Annotated in this window: 11 protein-coding genes; 2 read left to right on the forward strand and 9 right to left on the reverse strand. The window is 44.0% G+C overall.

Going from position 1 to position 15,932, the window contains the following annotated elements:
* Positions 1-131: 131 nt before the first annotated feature.
* Positions 132-1,970, reverse strand: coding sequence for an asparagine synthase (glutamine-hydrolyzing) (gene asnB, locus KIK04_RS07840; protein ID WP_232277714.1), 1,839 nt, complete (start codon positions 1,968-1,970; stop codon positions 132-134).
* Positions 1,971-2,374: 404 nt separating this feature from the next.
* On the opposite strand from asnB, the gene KIK04_RS07845 reads away from it, so the two are divergent.
* Positions 2,375-3,400, forward strand: a complete 1,026-nt coding sequence (locus KIK04_RS07845; RefSeq protein ID WP_232277715.1) for an alpha/beta hydrolase — start codon at positions 2,375-2,377, stop codon at positions 3,398-3,400.
* A gap of 116 nt (positions 3,401-3,516) precedes the next feature.
* Here the strand turns inward: KIK04_RS07845 and KIK04_RS07850 are convergent, their stop codons facing one another.
* Genes KIK04_RS07850 through KIK04_RS07865 form a run of 4 tightly spaced genes read right to left on the reverse strand, consistent with a single transcriptional unit; the run spans position 3,517 to position 10,271 of the window.
* A complete protein-coding gene (locus tag KIK04_RS07850) occupies positions 3,517-5,256 on the reverse strand; it encodes a DUF4855 domain-containing protein (protein WP_232277716.1) in 1,740 nt (579 codons plus the stop codon).
* 33 nt (positions 5,257-5,289) lie between these two features.
* On the reverse strand, positions 5,290-6,891 hold the full coding sequence (locus KIK04_RS07855) for a response regulator (RefSeq protein WP_232277717.1): 1,602 nt from the start codon (positions 6,889-6,891) through the stop codon (positions 5,290-5,292).
* Between the two features lie 15 nt (positions 6,892-6,906).
* The gene (locus KIK04_RS07860; RefSeq protein WP_232277718.1) at positions 6,907-8,748 is read right to left on the reverse strand and encodes a sensor histidine kinase; all 1,842 of its coding nucleotides are present in this window, start codon (positions 8,746-8,748) and stop codon (positions 6,907-6,909) included.
* A complete protein-coding gene (locus tag KIK04_RS07865) occupies positions 8,745-10,271 on the reverse strand; it encodes an extracellular solute-binding protein (protein WP_232277719.1) in 1,527 nt (508 codons plus the stop codon). The genes KIK04_RS07860 and KIK04_RS07865 overlap by 4 nt, the downstream gene beginning before the upstream one ends.
* 197 nt (positions 10,272-10,468) lie before the next feature.
* Between KIK04_RS07865 and KIK04_RS07870 the strand changes: the two genes are divergently transcribed.
* Positions 10,469-11,116 (forward strand): DUF1796 family putative cysteine peptidase, encoded by a 648-nt coding sequence (locus tag KIK04_RS07870; RefSeq protein ID WP_232277720.1) that lies wholly within the window; start codon positions 10,469-10,471, stop codon positions 11,114-11,116.
* Between the two features lie 82 nt (positions 11,117-11,198).
* Here KIK04_RS07870 and deoC read toward each other — a convergent pair whose 3' ends face one another.
* From deoC to KIK04_RS07890, 4 genes are all read right to left on the reverse strand, one after another.
* A complete protein-coding gene (deoC, locus tag KIK04_RS07875; protein ID WP_232277721.1) occupies positions 11,199-11,876 on the reverse strand; it encodes a deoxyribose-phosphate aldolase in 678 nt (225 codons plus the stop codon).
* 52 nt (positions 11,877-11,928) lie between these two features.
* Positions 11,929-13,125 carry a NupC/NupG family nucleoside CNT transporter gene (locus KIK04_RS07880; protein ID WP_232277722.1) on the reverse strand — a complete coding sequence of 399 codons (1,197 nt, stop codon included), beginning with the start codon at positions 13,123-13,125 and terminating at the stop codon, positions 11,929-11,931.
* A gap of 386 nt (positions 13,126-13,511) precedes the next feature.
* Entirely contained in the window at positions 13,512-14,456 is a 945-nt protein-coding gene (locus tag KIK04_RS07885) for a DNA-binding transcriptional repressor DeoR (protein WP_232277723.1), read from the reverse strand.
* Positions 14,457-14,575: 119 nt separating this feature from the next.
* Positions 14,576-15,844 (reverse strand): methyl-accepting chemotaxis protein, encoded by a 1,269-nt coding sequence (locus tag KIK04_RS07890; RefSeq protein WP_232277724.1) that lies wholly within the window; start codon positions 15,842-15,844, stop codon positions 14,576-14,578.
* Between the last annotated feature and the right edge of the window lie 88 nt (positions 15,845-15,932).

Raw genomic sequence — 15,932 nt, forward strand, 5'->3', positions numbered from 1 at the left:
ATCGGAGAAGTGCCTTTACTTATTGATAAGCTTAATTAATAAGCTTCGTTGATAAACTGATTCAGATGCATATCCGCTCAGATGTTAAGCTGCTAATTGAGCCGCTATCACACCCCCAGCCACAACACATCCTACTTCATATACGTTTTGTGCCACATCGCAAATACGTACAGCGTCCACAATTTACGTGAGTAGTCGCCCTGCCCATTCTTATGGCGGCCGAACATATCCTCAATTGCGCTCAAGTTAAAGATGTGGTCGATGCCGCTAGCGGACAACTCTTCCCACATGATGTTAGCCCGCTCCGTGCGCAACCAATCGCGCATCGGTACAGGGAACCCAAGCTTCGGACGGTGCAGGATCGAGTCCGGAATAATGCCCTCCATCGCTTTACGCAGCGCGAATTTCGTCGTACCTTCCGCAATGCGGTACTTCATCGGAATGCGACGCGCAACATCAAACACCTTGCGGTCAAGGAACGGCACGCGCAGCTCCAACGAGTGCGCCATCGTCAACTTATCCGCCTTCATCAAGATGTCGCCAGGCATCCACAAGTTCATGTCGATGTACTGCATACGCGATACCGGATCGAGGTGTTGCGTACGATCATAGTACGTACGCGCAATATCGAACGGCTTCGTAAATGACGCAAGCTGATCCGCACTCGCGCGTAGCAACGATACCTTCGCATCGTCCGTGAAGATGTTAGCGTTGCCCAAGAAGCGCTCTTCGAGCGGTGTCGTACCGCGCAGCAAATAGTTCTTGCCGTAGAAAGACGGCATTTTGCGCACCAATTGATTAACGGTGCGTTTCATGCCATCCGGCATCCAATCCAAGTAGCGCAGCGAATTCGGCTCGTTGTAAATACGATAGCCGCCGAACAGCTCGTCCGCGCCTTCACCGGACAGAACGACCGTAACATGTTCCTTCGCCAAACGCGCTACTTCATACAGCGCGATTGCTGAAGGGTCCGCAATCGGCTCATCCAAATGCCAGATCGCACGCGGAACCGCATCAAAATACATCTCTTGCGTGATGATGCGATCATAATGCTCCGTATCAATTTGACGCGCTGTATCACGCGCAATAATCGTCTCATTGTTCGCACCTTCAAAGCCGACACTAAACGTCTTAATCGGCTCAAAACCGCGCATCATCGTAGATGTAATCGTCGAGTCGATACCACTCGACAAGAAGCAGCCGCGCTGCACTTCACTATGCAAATGATGCTCAACCGAATCGCGCATCACATCGCGAATTTCTTCAAGTACTTGCGACAACGGACGATCCACCGGATCGAACATCGGGTCCCAGTACTTCTGAATCGTTGGCTTGCCCTCAAACGGAATCGTAATCGTATGCGCTGGCGGCAGCTTATGGATGCCCGCATACATCGTATTCGGGTCCGGTACGTATTGGAACGTCAAATAGTTGTACAGACTGTTCATATTCAACTGTCGAGCCGCGCCCGCAGCTAACAAGCTTTTAATTTCAGAGCCGAAAATAAACTTCTCATCATCCATATAATAATAAAGAGGCTTAATACCAAAATGGTCACGTGCAATGAACATCTCCTGCTTGTTACGATCCCAAATCGCAAAGCCAAACATCCCGCGCAAATGATGCACGCAGTTCGCACCATACTCTTCATACAAGTGGATAATAACTTCCGTATCCGCATGTGTTTTAAATTGATGCCCCCGCGAAATTAGATCCTCACGCAGTTCCATGTAGTTATAAATTTCTCCGTTGAAAATAATCCAGACGGAATCATCTTCATTGCTCAGCGGCTGCGCCCCTACAGCAACGTCGATAATCGACAAGCGGCGAAAACCGAGTCCGACGCGGTCTCCAATCCACAGTTTCGCATCATCTGGTCCCCGATGATGAATGAGGTCCATCATGCTGCTAATAATATGCTCAGACGGTTGTTCCCCGTTAAATTGCAATATACCTGCAATACCACACATGTTTCCAAATCCCTTCGCTATTACGTAAGTAAATATTTGTAGGTTAACGTTAAATTTGTTTCAAGGTTAGTCGTTGTTATTGTTGTTAGTCATGGCCTGCTGCTAAATCATAACGAAATAAAACAATGATCAGCCCCAACTACTATCAGGCTTGTACATGAATGCATACATCTAATCATTATAAACGATTTTCGCCTAAATGCGACACAGGGCTAAGTACTCGTTTTAGACTTGTAAGTTTAACCTTTTTTGCCTGAATAAAAAATATGCTACCAAATAATAATTAAATATTGCTAGGTGCTCCTATGCGTGTTGGCTCTGCTTTTCGTGTAAAATAAAGCTTAGAACCACAAGTACTGGCAAGTACCTATTCGTGTAAACAAACAAAACGGAGGGTTGTTTTTATGGTAGCTTGGATCGGAGCTGGAGTCTTACTTATCATCCTGTTATTGTTATGGCTTGTTCCACAATATGGCCTGAATCAAATAACAAGAATGAAGAAATCTACGTATGAAATGTGTCTGAACATCTTGGAGCAATGCAACATTTTTAGCAAGCAGCAGTTCGATGATTGTAAAAAAGAGCAAGTGTACGTGTATAGTCGTGATGGCTTAAAGCTGCATGGCTATTATGTCGAAAAGTATCCTCATTCCAAACGAACAATCGTGATTGTACATGGCTACACGTCCGCTTTAACTTGGTCAGCGCAGTTTATGGATATGTTTTTCCGCCAAGGATTTAACGTCCTGCTCGTGGATCAGCGTCGCCATGGACAAAGCGAAGGCGAATACACGACATACGGCTATTATGAAAAGTACGACATTCAAGCTTGGGTCGACTGGATTATAGCGCGTAAAGGTGAACAGGCTGTCATTGGATTACACGGACAGTCGTTAGGAGGAGGCACCGTACTTGAATATGTATCGATTCATTCTCCGCAAGTACGCTTTGTCATTGCCGACTGCCCTTATTCCGACTTAACGACGCTACTTAAATACCAGATTTCGAAGCTGAACCATATGCCGACATGGCCATTTTTGAAGCTAATCGATCGCTTGCTTCATCGTAAGGCAGGTTTTCGTATGCAGGATGTAAGTCCTGAAAGAGCGATTGCTGAAAGCGATCTGCCCATTATGTTCGTGCATGGTGCAGCAGATAAATATGTACCTACGTACATGAGCGAGCGGATGTACGATATCAAGCAAGGCCCTAAGAAGCTACTGCTCATTGAAGGCGCAGAGCATGCTGTCGCTTACTGTGTAAATAAGCAGCAATACGAGGAAGCTGTCGTGGAATTCGTGGTCCACACGATAGGAAAGCCGACTGAAGAGGAATGGTCTGAAGCGAGTCCCGTCTACAGTACTGAAGCGCAAGTCCAGACGGAGGCGGGCGCATTTGCTGTTGGCCAAGATCCAGCACCGATTTCTTAAGCTGCCATATGGTCTATTGCAAGTTGAATAAAAGGCTGTCCATTCATTTAACCGTTGGTTTAAGAATGGACAGCCTTTTACTTTTATATATTGGCACTACAGCGCTAAGGCGTATACTAAGGCTTATAGATGCCTTTCATGTATTGATAAGTTCGATCGTACACTTCACGCTGGATCGGATCCACTGAGCGCGCTGCTTTCATAAGCGTCTTCACCTGTTGATAATATACACCTACGCTGTGCATATATCCGTGCTCTGCGCCTTTACTTAAATAAGCATAATACCGCTGCCGTAGAGCCTCATTCTCCAAAATCTTATCCTCCAACTCTATTTCGACGCCCATCCCTGCTGACCGTGCAGCTTGAGCTATCGTATCCAAACGATCCGTTTGTGCGTCTGCCCCAAACATATAATTCGGCTGCATAAAAGCCGCATCAAACCCATACTCTTTCCAGTTATCCCAACCCGAAGCAAAATAAAATGGAATCCATTGCAGCGTTAAGCCCTTAGACCGAATATACTCCCCCGTTAGCTTTAATAGTTCCTGATCATTGCCTGCTAAAAAAGAGGGAATGGATTCATTATGCCAATAAAATGATACCAGCTTCAGATCGCTGTAACCTCTCTGCTCCCACCGCGCTAACGTTTCATCGATATACCATTTCATAACCTTGTATCGATTGCGCAATGCTTCCGCTTCCCCGACCTGTTCAGGATTAAGGTTCTCACTAATGCCATCCCCATCTACGTCTCCAAAATCATTCTGGTCAGGTCGTGGGTGTGGGATGGTAAGTACAACTTTTGCTTCGTATGGTTTCTCGGGTAGCGCTCGCTTCGCTTCCTTCACGGCTTCATTTAAAGCTCCAAGCTCCTTGTCTTCACGAAACAAACGATTTAAAAATAACTCAAAGTGCTGCTTACTCGTCGGCTTGCGAGCGGACGGCATATAGCCTGTACCATCATTAAGAGAGTCATATGGAAGAAACACGAATCCATCAAACATAAAGTCTTGTACGCGCTCTGTATGATCAGCACCATACGTGACGTAAGTGACATACGGCTCAAAGTCTTCCTTCGTAAAGGAAATCCAGTCACTCGGATTGTATTTCCATTCCCCTGTAAAAATAAGCACCTCATTATGAATCCCGCCCACTTGAGGCGCTCCCTTCGCAGGGTAATTCAGCTGCGGCTTCTCGGGCACTAACGAAGGAACTAGTACCCTGCCCTGCATGTCATTACGGCCACTCACTTCAATTTCATCTATAAAAATAAACACCTCAACTGGCAACACGATTTTTACATATTTGGCCACGGTATCTTTACCTGAAACGGTAAGCACCTGCTTGCGCTTCACCTTATCCGTATTAGGAAGTTGATTCGTAACGCGCTCCATCTGCTCCCAATCTTGTCCATTAACAGACAGACTCACATCCATATACGAAGGAAAATAAATACCTGACCCGCTATCTTGTAGCAAGCTTAGCTTAATCTGCTCTATCGATGCACCGTGTCCTAAATCAAGTGTAACGATGCGTGCTGCCTGCCGCAGCCGTCCTACATAGGCTGTGTCGTTATAATCTAACCCTCCGAACACGCCATCGGTTAACTGCCGGCCCCCGTCATCAGCATATTTTTGCTCCATTAAACTAAAATGTTTGTCCAGTGGATACGGAGTTTCAAGCGTATAGCTCTTTCCATACGCTACATTTTGCAGAGGAGACCGCTCTTGCGAAATAACCGTACTCGCTCTATCGTCAAGTGATGCAAATACAGAGGAAGAAGACGCCAGCAAGAGAAGCGGTATCAACACCAAGCTTATTTTTCTTATTACATGATAAGTAGTACGATTCAACATGCAAAATACCTCCATTCGTATATATCGATCCTCTTACGCCTTTACACTCCCCGGTGTTATCCCCCAATATTTACGGAACACCTTTGTAAAGTAACTCACATCGCGATACCCGACTTGATTGGCCACACCGTACACTAAAGCACCGTTCAGCAATAATTGCTTAGCCCGCTCCATTTTCCGCTCCAACACATAAGTTGAGAACGATTTACCTGTCTCTTGTTTAAATAGACGACTTAAATAAGAAGCATTAACGAACAGTCGATCCGCGATCATATGGAGGGTAAGTTCCTCCTGCAATCCCTCTTCGATCATATCGAGAATCGTACGAATGGTGCGGTGATTAACCGCCTTTCCGCTCAACTCGGTGTAAGCAATTATACTTTCTACGGTTCCCCTCAAGCTGCCATAAATTTGCTCCCGCGTCGTACCAACATGTATATTTTGCAAAAATACAAAATGCTCATCTGTTACCTCTTTTACCATCCAGCCTTGCTTTCGAATGACAATAATAAAGATGCTGCATAAATACATCACCTGCTCCTGCATCAGCTCCAGAGAATCCAGCTTGTCCAACGCTTGTTCCCACACCGTAGTAAACACATGTATAGCCTTGTCTCTATCACCTGTCAACAAAGCCATTTCCAACTCTTTTTCAGAACAAAGCTCAAGCACCTCATGGGAAGGTAGCGCGGTTTCCAGCACCTGATACGGAATTGCAATACCTCCACCGTATATTTGCCGTTTTTGCAGCGCAGCACATGCTTCCTCATAGCTCTTCCCTAGCTGTTCTATCGGCCCGATAGTCCCGCAAATCCCCGCACTGGCCATCATGTTTAGGCAGATTCCGATATTCGAAAGCAATTTGGAGACGATAGTATGAATGCGCAGCATGGCCTTATTTTCATCCTCTTCGAATCGAATCGGAAACATAACATTGACCGCACCTTGTCGACTCACGCTTATCCAACACTGCTCATCAAGCAATAATTGCTCGACTACATTCGTCAGCTTGAATTGCAAAGTAGCTGCATCCCCTTTGCTCTCACGCTCAATGTTCGGGTACTCGTCCAAATCGATCACAACGGCGGCATAACGATAATCCCGCTCTAAATGAACCCCCAGCTCCGCATTCAAACTCCATATTTGTTCGGGAACATAATGGCCGCGCAACACATTTAAAAGGAAATTGTTCTGCAAGCATGGCAAATGGCAATGCCATTTGTCCCGCAGCGACGCTTGATTTTGCCGCTCCGCCAGATCATTTCGATATTGCTGTGCTGCCTCCAGTACGGTTTGCAAAATTTCTGATTCTCCTGCAGGCTTCAGCAAATATTTAAAAATACCAAGCTCAACCGCAGCTTGTGTGTAAGAAAAATCATCATGCCCTGTTAATATGATGATGTTGATATATTTATCACGCTCATGAACAAGGCGTGCCAAGGTTAGCCCGTCCATCTCCGGCATCTGAATATCGAGGATAACAATATCAGGCATCTTTCGTTCTACGAGTTGAAGTGCTTCTAATCCGTTAGCAGCCATTCCTACGACCTCAATGTCATGCTCTTCCCAAGGTATGTGGTAGGCTAGGCTATTCCGCAAACGAATTTCATCTTCTACGATCAACAGATTCATCATCTCGTCCCCCCTCGGTCAATTTCCATCGTCAACCAAGCCGCATTGTACATGCTCCGCACTCCAAGAATATTTTTGCCGACAGTTCGTAATCGGGATGCATAGCGTGACAATTGTTCCTTGTTCTTCTTTACTATTGAGCATCAAAGAAGCCTCTTCCCCGTATACCAGCTTCATTCTAGAAAGGACATTACGAAGCCCATATAAATCTTGCGTATTCATCTGTACCAGCGATAATGGCTTATCTTTGTTCTTATGGATGGAACCCAACTCGGATTGAATGTAGCGCAGCCGCTCTACACTCATGCCGATCCCGTTATCCTCTACAGCTAGCAACAAATACTCATTGCTTATGTTACTCGTAAGAAGCAGCCTTGCATCCTGCTGATCCCTTACAAGGCCATGTATAATCGCATTTTCGACAAGCGGTTGTAGCAACAACTTTAATACCGGTAACATCTTGCTATCTTCAGCAATGTCATACTCGACCTGAAAGCTATCCAGCAAACGAATTTGTTGAATGCGGATATAGTCATGCATGTGGGAAAATGTCTGTTCGACTGTGACCGTTTCTTCCCCTTTGTCTAGGCTGAGCCTATAAAATCGAGATAAATGAATAACCATATCGCTAATTTCTTCTGCATCATAATTTTTAGCTGTCCAATATATAGAATCAAGCGTGTTATACAAAAAGTGAGGGTTTATTTGCGACTGCAAAAATTTAAGCTCCGCATGCGCAAGCATTAACTGCTGCTCATAATGATCCTGAATTAAGTGCTTCTGCTGCTGCGCCATCTCATTGTATGCATGCATTAAATAGCCAAACTCATCTTGCCGATCCGTTTGTAGGCGATAGTCGTAGTTGCCCAGTCTTAGCTGCTTCATTGCACCAGAGAGTGTTTGCAGGGGCGATGCGATACGAGTATACACACTCCAAGCAATTGTGATCGATAACAAAATGCTAATTCCTATAATCGCATACGTGTACAAATGAACCCTTTCGGTTTCTTTCAACATACTTTCAAGCGGTAGAAGCATAACCAATTGCCATAAATAATCTTCTGAAGCACTTTTAATCGTTAAGTAAGGTTTTTTATGTATAAATGCTGACTCTGCTTCTCCCCCACTGCTATCCACTTTGGCAATGCGGGTACCATCCTTAGCAATCCATTCTACACTTGCATATTCGTCCACTAAAAATGATTCAAGTAAATACCTAATTTCTGTCTTACTAATGGTGATTACAAGTATATATGGGGCTCGATCAGGATTGTTAAAGTCTATTGTTTTTACTAAAGATACGGAATTGGTACCTGTAACTCCCCCAAAAGTTTGCTTTCCACATATGCGCTCTTTCGAGTGTATAAAAATAGGATTGCCCTGTGAACGGGAAGCAATCTGTTCTAAACACGCCCTTACTTCTCTCTCCGTTACAGCCTTCGGCCCATGTTTGGTGGAGATAAGCATGCCTGATTGATTATGGTATAACGATATTTGTGAAATCGGATTGTCCGATGTGATATAGTCTGACAATACGGTAGTAATTTCATTTAGGTTAGTTAACATAGAAGGAGTTAATTGCGAGTCTAATAATTTTATGCGTTGCATCAACATCTGATTATCCGCGATAATCGCGATGTAGTTCTCCATCTTATGCATAGACATATCCATATTCATGGAGACGACATTCAAGTTATCTTGCCCACGATTCATCGCTTGATTTAAGACGATATCGCGCGAGTATAAGTTCGCAATCAAACTTACTGTCACCAGTGGAAGTAACACGATTAAAAAATAAATGGTTAAACGAAATTGGGTTTTCTTCGTATATTGTTGATACAACCAACAAGCTAGCTTCATCGTCCTCCCTCGCTTTGAACTGTCTCAAACCAATCATTCACTTCTGTTGTCATGCTCTTTCCGCCCAACCCATTCCAACGCTTAACATACTCATCAAAATAATCTAATGGCTGAATGCCCATTATCATATCATTGAACATAACCTTTAGCTCATCAAGTTGTGGATTGTTCATATACATCGAACGCGTGGGCCAACCCTCAAACGCATTCCTCATTACATGCTTTTCTGCTTGAAGCACATTCTCATACAACTGGTATTGTTCACCTAGGGAATGAAGTCTCTCCTTGAGTACTCTACGATCATTGGTCTTGACTAATTTCGAGTAAATGCCTCGATAAGCATGTTTATCATGCGCTTTGAAATTAGTCACTAGGTTGCCGCTCTCTTCATTCCATATCTCATCTTTAAAGCCATATTCGAGCACATGCTTACCCTCACCCACGATAAAGTCGAGCATGCGGATTACTTCAGCGGCTTTCTTGCTATCTTTCGGAATCACTTGATATCCCCATATTTCGGGTAACTCATATGTACCTCTCTGTCCATTCTTCCCGATTGGAGCGTCGATTGCTATCCACTCCGCATCTGGCTCTACTTCCTTATGCTGTGCAATAGCTGCTCGTGTTTCAAACCAATCCCCGACGAACATCCCTACTTTGCCAGGTTTAATAATGAGTTCATTATAACTCGTCTTAAAATCGTATAAGAGGGAACTTGGACTAATCATCCCTTCTTGATATAGCTGCGCCAAAAAAGCTACTGCTTCCTTCATCTCTGGCTGTATATTTGCAAATACTAGCTTATCATTACGAATGACCCAATGGTCTAACTGAATGCCGAATGCCCCTAGAATCGGACTCGTGTACCTTAAATATGGCATCATAGCAAATCCATAAGTATCTCGTAATCCGTTCCTATCGGGATCTTGTGTTGAGAAAGCCCGAATGACCTGCTCCATTTGAGCTAAGGTTTGGGGAGGTTGAAGCCCGAGCGTATGTAGCCAATCTTTGCGGACAAATAGGACATCATGGCCTCTCGTTTCATTTAAAGAAGGAATCGCATAAATAAGACCGTTCTTGCTAACTTTATCCCACACCTGTTGAGGGATTGCCGCCTTTAAATGGGGGCCATACCGATCAAGTAATTCATTTAATGGCATTAATTTATTTTCATGTACATAACGTGATAAGAACGCTGAAGAATGAATACTCATCATGTCCGGTACACGGCCTGATAAAAAATATCTGTTGATCGTTTTTTCATAACTGATCGGAGACGGGTGTATGATTTCGATATCCAACTCCGTATGATCCTCAATATAATTCAAATAAGGATTGTCATTCTCATCGAACTCATCAGGATACTTCATACTTAAATCGTGTGTGACGATCCATACTTTCTTCTTCCATTTTTGTGCTGTAAGTTTACGAGGCTTCATTTCTGAAGTATTCATCGTTGCACTTTCATTTGTACAGGCAGTGAATAAGATCGTAATTGAAGTCACAATCATTCCCACAGTCATTAGGCTACGATACCTCATACACGGAAAATATCCCCTTTCGAGTAAACGGTTGTTTTTATTTATCATAACTGAATGTTATTTTTTAGGATACTACAAAAATGATTTTTAAATAAATAAGGCCTGAATCTCCTTTGGAACCAAGCAAGTACGTATTCATCTTCATATGATAGTAATATAACGTTGTCGGAGGAGATTGTATGCGGCTTGCTCAATTAAAACGAACTTATGACGCCGTATTTAGTCTAGGGGATCGCTGCTTCACTTCAGGAAAATTGATTGATTACGGCTTACGGCCATATAGCGGAGTGCTGGATTGGGTAAAGACGGATACGTTAGCTAATGTCAGTATGCTGCTGCGTAATCGTTTTGCTAGTTATATGGAGCTTCAACATATGAGAGTAATTGACTATCATGACAACGGCACGAAATTGCTAGTTAAAGACACGATGTACAATATGATTTCTGGCCATGATTTTAAAGTAGCAGAAAATCCTCATCATCAGCTTGTTACTTATCCGGCCTTTAGGGAGAAAATCAATCGTCGTATACACCGTTTTTATACAATGCTTGAGCACGCACAATGCCTATTATTTGTAAGAACCAAGGGATCTTACGAAGAAGCCTTAGAGCTGCAAAGCGTGCTTTCTTCATTTGTAAAACATCAATTTCACGTCCTACTCATTAATGATACCCATCATTATGTCGTGTTTGAAAATGACTGGAACATTCCGAACGTGTGCGCGATTCAGACTCCGTTATATACGGAGGGAAATAAAGAGTTATGGGATTGTATTTTTACAGGCATTCAATATATCGGTTCGCTGCATGGAGATAAAGAAGTGTAACAAGCAGAAGGATAACACAGTGGTTAAAAAAAGCCGGACAGCTCGCGGGGAAATGCCCCACTGCTGTCCGGCTCCGTCTATATTAGTATTTCGAGTTAGATTGCTCGCCTTTTACGATTGCAACACCGGAGCTTGCGCCAACACGGCTTGCGCCCGCAGCAACCATTGCCAGCATGTCTTCACGGCTACGTACGCCGCCAGAAGCTTTAACGCCGATATCAGGACCGACTGTTTTGCGCATCAACGCGATGTCTTCCACCGTTGCGCCGCCTGTCGAGAAGCCTGTAGACGTTTTTACGAAGTCAGCACCAGCGCGAACGGAAAGTTCGCAAGCGCGTACTTTTTCTTCTTCTGTCAGCAAGCAAGCTTCGATAATAACTTTTACGATCGCTTTGCCTTTAGCTGCTTCAACAACTACGCGAATGTCACGCTCAACAAGCTCGTCCAGCTTGTCTTTCAACGCACCGATATTAATAACTGTATCGATTTCTGTCGCGCCATTTTCAATCGCATTTGCTGTTTCGAATGCTTTTACTTCTGGTGTAGAAGCGCCAAGCGGGAATCCGATTACCGTACAAACTTTAACTTCTGGCGTGTCTTTCAACACCTCATAAGCTGTCTTTACGTTTGCAGGGTTTACGCATACGGATGCGAAACGGTGCTCCTTCGCCTCTTGCGCCAATGTGATGATAGCTTCTTTAGAAGCATCAGCTTTCAACAATGTATGATCAATCATCGCTGCCATTTTTTCTACATTCATTTTAAAATCCCCCTTATCGGTAAAATATTATTGTATAACGTTCCTCTATATTCTACAAGAACAGACCAATAAGTGTTGCGGACAATACAGACGCAAGTGTCGAACCGAACAACAATTTAAGTCCGAATTGAGCAACTTGGTCACCGCGTTTTTCGTTCAACGCTTTAACGGAACCTGTAATGATACCGATGGAGCTGAAGTTCGCGAAGCTTACCAAGAATACAGATACGATAGCGACTGTACGCTCAGACAAGCTGCCAGCGATCTTTTGGAAGTCCATCATCGCTACGAATTCGTTAGTAACGAGCTTCGTCGCCATAATACCACCAGCACGAACTGCCTCATCCCAAGGAATACCCATAACGAATGCGATTGGTGCAAAGATGTAACCGAGTACATTTGAGAACGAAATTTGGAAAATAGCTTCAAACAAGAAGTTGATCATGTTCATCAATGCGATAAAACCGATCAACATCGCACCAACGATAATTGCAACTTTGAAACCGTCCATGATGCTTTCGCTGATCATTTGGAAGAAGGACTCTTTTGGCTTGTTTTCGTCAACAGCTGATACAGCCACATCTTCTTCTGGCTTCAATTTGTATGGGTTAATCAAGTTCGCTACGATCAACGCAGAGAAGATGTTCAACAAAATTGCAACTACAACGTACTTCGGTGGCAACATTGTCATGTAAGCACCAACGATTGCGATACTTACCGCACTCATCGCCGACGTACACAATGTGTACAAGCGCTGCTTAGATACATGATCCAATTGCTCTTTAGTTGTAAGGAATACTTCCGATTGTCCAAGCAAAGCAGAAGATACAGCTACATAGTTCTCCAACTTACCCATGCCATTTAGCTTACTCAAGCCCATACCAACATATTTAATGATGAAAGGCATAATTTTAACGTAGTTCAAAATTCCGAGCAGTACCGAGATAAAGATAATCGGCAACAATACTGTGATGAAAAAGTTAGGGATAGCGTTTTCATTTTGAAGCCCACCAAACACGAAATTAGCGCCACCTATACCGAACTGCACTAGCTTGTCAAATACGTGGGCAACACCTGAAATAACGGTAATACCGACTTGCGTATTCATAACGACAAATCCAATTACGACCTGTGCAGCTAGCATTGCAAAGATTGATTTGTATCGAATTTCTTTACGATTGCTGCTGATTGCGTATCCAAGCACGAATACGAGCAATAAGCCTGCAATGACGAATAGATACTTTAACATAAGTTCTCCAGCTCCTGTTGTACACATATTTTAAACGTTTGCAATTAAGCTTGTGTTGTTTTTTTATAGCTTGACTATAACAAGCGACTGAACCTTTGTAAACCTCATTATGAACAAATGACACGCTAATATTAAAAAAATTTTAAGTTTAGTCAAAATTGATTTGTTTCATAGCTTTTTTCATTGTTTTTATTTCCATTTCACAAATTTTATTGGATTTTTACGCCAATTTAGCTTAGTTTAAATCTTTATTCTGTGAACAAATGTAAATGTGTGCGTTTTCTTTTTGCGAGGTTCGAAGTAAGCAATCGTAAAAAAAAGAAAATCACTTAGAGACAGTATCCCGTGATTTCCTCTTTTTTATAACGAATATATTTTTGTACAACTTATACGGGTTGCAATAACATTTGTGCTGTTAATTGATCGGTAATAAGGACGTTTGCATACTTCGCGTGTAACGCTCCCTTTATGCCATCGACTTTGGATGCACCGCCAGCGATTAGGATAGACTTTTCTTTATGCTTCAACTCTTCAAGCTCAATGCCAATCGTACGTGCATTTAACGGTTCGTGGCAAATACGGCCTTCTACATTAAAGAAACGAGCTGCGATATCGCCGGTAGCCTGCTCTGAAATAATCTCCATCTCTTGCTCAGCGAGGTAACCCACCTGAAACAACAAATTGCCGATCAGCGGAACGCCTACCGTGAAGACGGCAATATTCGCTTGCTTCCCCATATCGAGCAGCTTGCGAATATGTCGATCCGCTTCAATCGCCTGCTTAACGACAACATGATCAACTATAGCCGGCAGTGGTAGATGATAGGAGGCCGCGTTAAAGGCTTGGCCGAATAGATGCAGCGTTTCGGAGTCATACGTTTGCTGCTCCGAATGGCTGACCCCACCGTTTAACTGGACAAGCTGCACATTTTTCACCATTGTCTTTTTCTTTAAAGAAGACGCCACTTGGTACAACGTTCTTCCCCAAGTAATGCCGATAATGTCACCGTCTTTAATCGTCTGATGCAAATACTCAGCACCAAGCTTGCCTAAGTGCTGCATAATCAGATGTTCATCATGCAGCAGCCCAGGAGCGACTATTGCGGTTTGTAGACCGAACTTGTGCTGCAAATCAAATTCAAGCTGTTTGCTGTCTTCACAGCGATCAATAATTTGAATTTGCACAATCCCTTCTTCTTTAGCCTGCTGGAGCAGGCGTGACACGGTTGGTCGGGATATGTGAAGCTGACTAGCAATTTCCTGCTGACTGTAGTCGTGCAAATAGTACAGTTTTGCTGCTTCGACTATCTTCTTGTATTTGTCGTCCTCCATAGCTCCCCCATGAATCGGCACCTAAGACATGAATTGCTTTGCTCAACGCGTAGTGCATTTAGTACGTGTAATGCATTTAGTACGTGAAGTGCATGTACTACGTGTAGTGCGTTATACACCTATTTGAACACTTGAGTCTGTTCTCGAAGTCGATCGGATTGACTGCGCAATATTTCAGATGAAGCAGCCATCTCCTCCATAACGGCGGTATGCTCTTGCGTAGCACTCGCCACTTGTCGTGTACCGGCAGCAATTTCGCCTGCCACTTCGGTCATCTGTCTTGTCCGCTCAAGCGTAGTCGCAAACTGTTCCGTTTGCTCACTCACCGCTTCAGCAATAAACTGGACCGCTTGTGACGCCTGCTTCGTCACATCTGCAATCGTGGCCAACGCCCCTGTGGCAGCATCCTCTTTCTCCGCTTCGGCGCTAACCGATTTCACTTGCGACGTAATCAGTTGCACAGCTTGCTCCACCTGTGCTTGCATGTGCACGATTCGCTCGTTGATGTCGTCAACTGCCAACGCACTTTGCTCAGCTAGCTTGCGAACTTGCGAAGCGATAACCGCGAAGCCCGCTCCCTGCTCACCCGCTCGCGCCGCTTCAATTGAAGCATTCAAAGCGAGCAAATGCGTCTGATCGGCAATTTCGCGTACCGTTACCGATATGCTACCGATTTGCCCCGCTTGGTCATTCAAGCGCTGCACCTGTTCGATCGATTGCTGCCCCGACACCGCAGCCTTCAGCATGCCCCCAATAATCGAGCGCAAAATGTCTTCGCTCTCCGCAAGCGTTTTCAACATATTTGACGTCATGCGTTCCGTCGCCTCTGCACGCTCCTGTACCGTAATAGCAGAAGCATGAATATGCTCAACGGTCGACATCGTTTCTGACGTCCAATTCGCCTGTCGCTCAGCACCTTCGTTCATATGCTCAGCTGTTCGGGAAATTTGTTCAATTTGAGTAGCCGCATGCGTCATCGCTTGGCTCAGTGACACCGTATTGCTTGTCGTAATATCGACACTGCTCTGAATTTCAGCAATCATATGCCGCAAGTTGCCAATCATCGTACCAAACGACTCGGTTAACACTTTAATCTCATCATTTTGCTTATAGGTCGGTAAACTGACATGCAAATTGCCTTGTGCAGCATCATTAGCTGCCTTCGTCAATTGAATAAGCGGCTTTACGATAATACGTGCAGCGAGCCAACTTAACAGACATGTCCAAAATACGCCCTTAAACAAGACTAACATATCATACAACGTGTCGTTCATGTTCGGGGCAATATAAGGCTTCAACACAAAAATAAACAAACTACTCGTCCCATACGTGACTAACGAAACGACAAACATACCGAGCACCATTTTTTTTTGCAATCCGAATTTCATCTCTATCTCTCCCCCATGCGAAATCAAGAAAAAACTGACCAGATCGTTTCGAGCAAATCGTTGCGATCTGGTCAGTCGTTAATCCTTT

Source organism: Paenibacillus sp. 481, assembly GCF_021223605.1.
In the GTDB taxonomy this organism is placed as follows: domain Bacteria; phylum Bacillota; class Bacilli; order Paenibacillales; family Paenibacillaceae; genus Paenibacillus_B.

Coding starts and splice junctions, on each gene's coding strand:
- KIK04_RS07855 (WP_232277717.1), bottom strand. CDS start 6,891: ATGATGAATCTGTTGATCGTAGAAGATGAAATTCGTTTGCGGAATAGC.
- asnB (WP_232277714.1), bottom strand. CDS start 1,970: ATGTGTGGTATTGCAGGTATATTGCAATTTAACGGGGAACAACCGTCT.
- KIK04_RS07885 (WP_232277723.1), bottom strand. CDS start 14,456: ATGGAGGACGACAAATACAAGAAGATAGTCGAAGCAGCAAAACTGTAC.
- KIK04_RS07890 (WP_232277724.1), bottom strand. CDS start 15,844: ATGAAATTCGGATTGCAAAAAAAAATGGTGCTCGGTATGTTTGTCGTT.
- KIK04_RS07850 (WP_232277716.1), bottom strand. CDS start 5,256: ATGTTGAATCGTACTACTTATCATGTAATAAGAAAAATAAGCTTGGTG.
- deoC (WP_232277721.1), bottom strand. CDS start 11,876: ATGAATGTAGAAAAAATGGCAGCGATGATTGATCATACATTGTTGAAA.
- KIK04_RS07880 (WP_232277722.1), bottom strand. CDS start 13,125: ATGTTAAAGTATCTATTCGTCATTGCAGGCTTATTGCTCGTATTCGTG.
- KIK04_RS07865 (WP_232277719.1), bottom strand. CDS start 10,271: ATGACTGTGGGAATGATTGTGACTTCAATTACGATCTTATTCACTGCC.
- KIK04_RS07870 (WP_232277720.1), top strand. CDS start 10,469: ATGCGGCTTGCTCAATTAAAACGAACTTATGACGCCGTATTTAGTCTA.
- KIK04_RS07845 (WP_232277715.1), top strand. CDS start 2,375: ATGGTAGCTTGGATCGGAGCTGGAGTCTTACTTATCATCCTGTTATTG.
- KIK04_RS07860 (WP_232277718.1), bottom strand. CDS start 8,748: ATGAAGCTAGCTTGTTGGTTGTATCAACAATATACGAAGAAAACCCAA.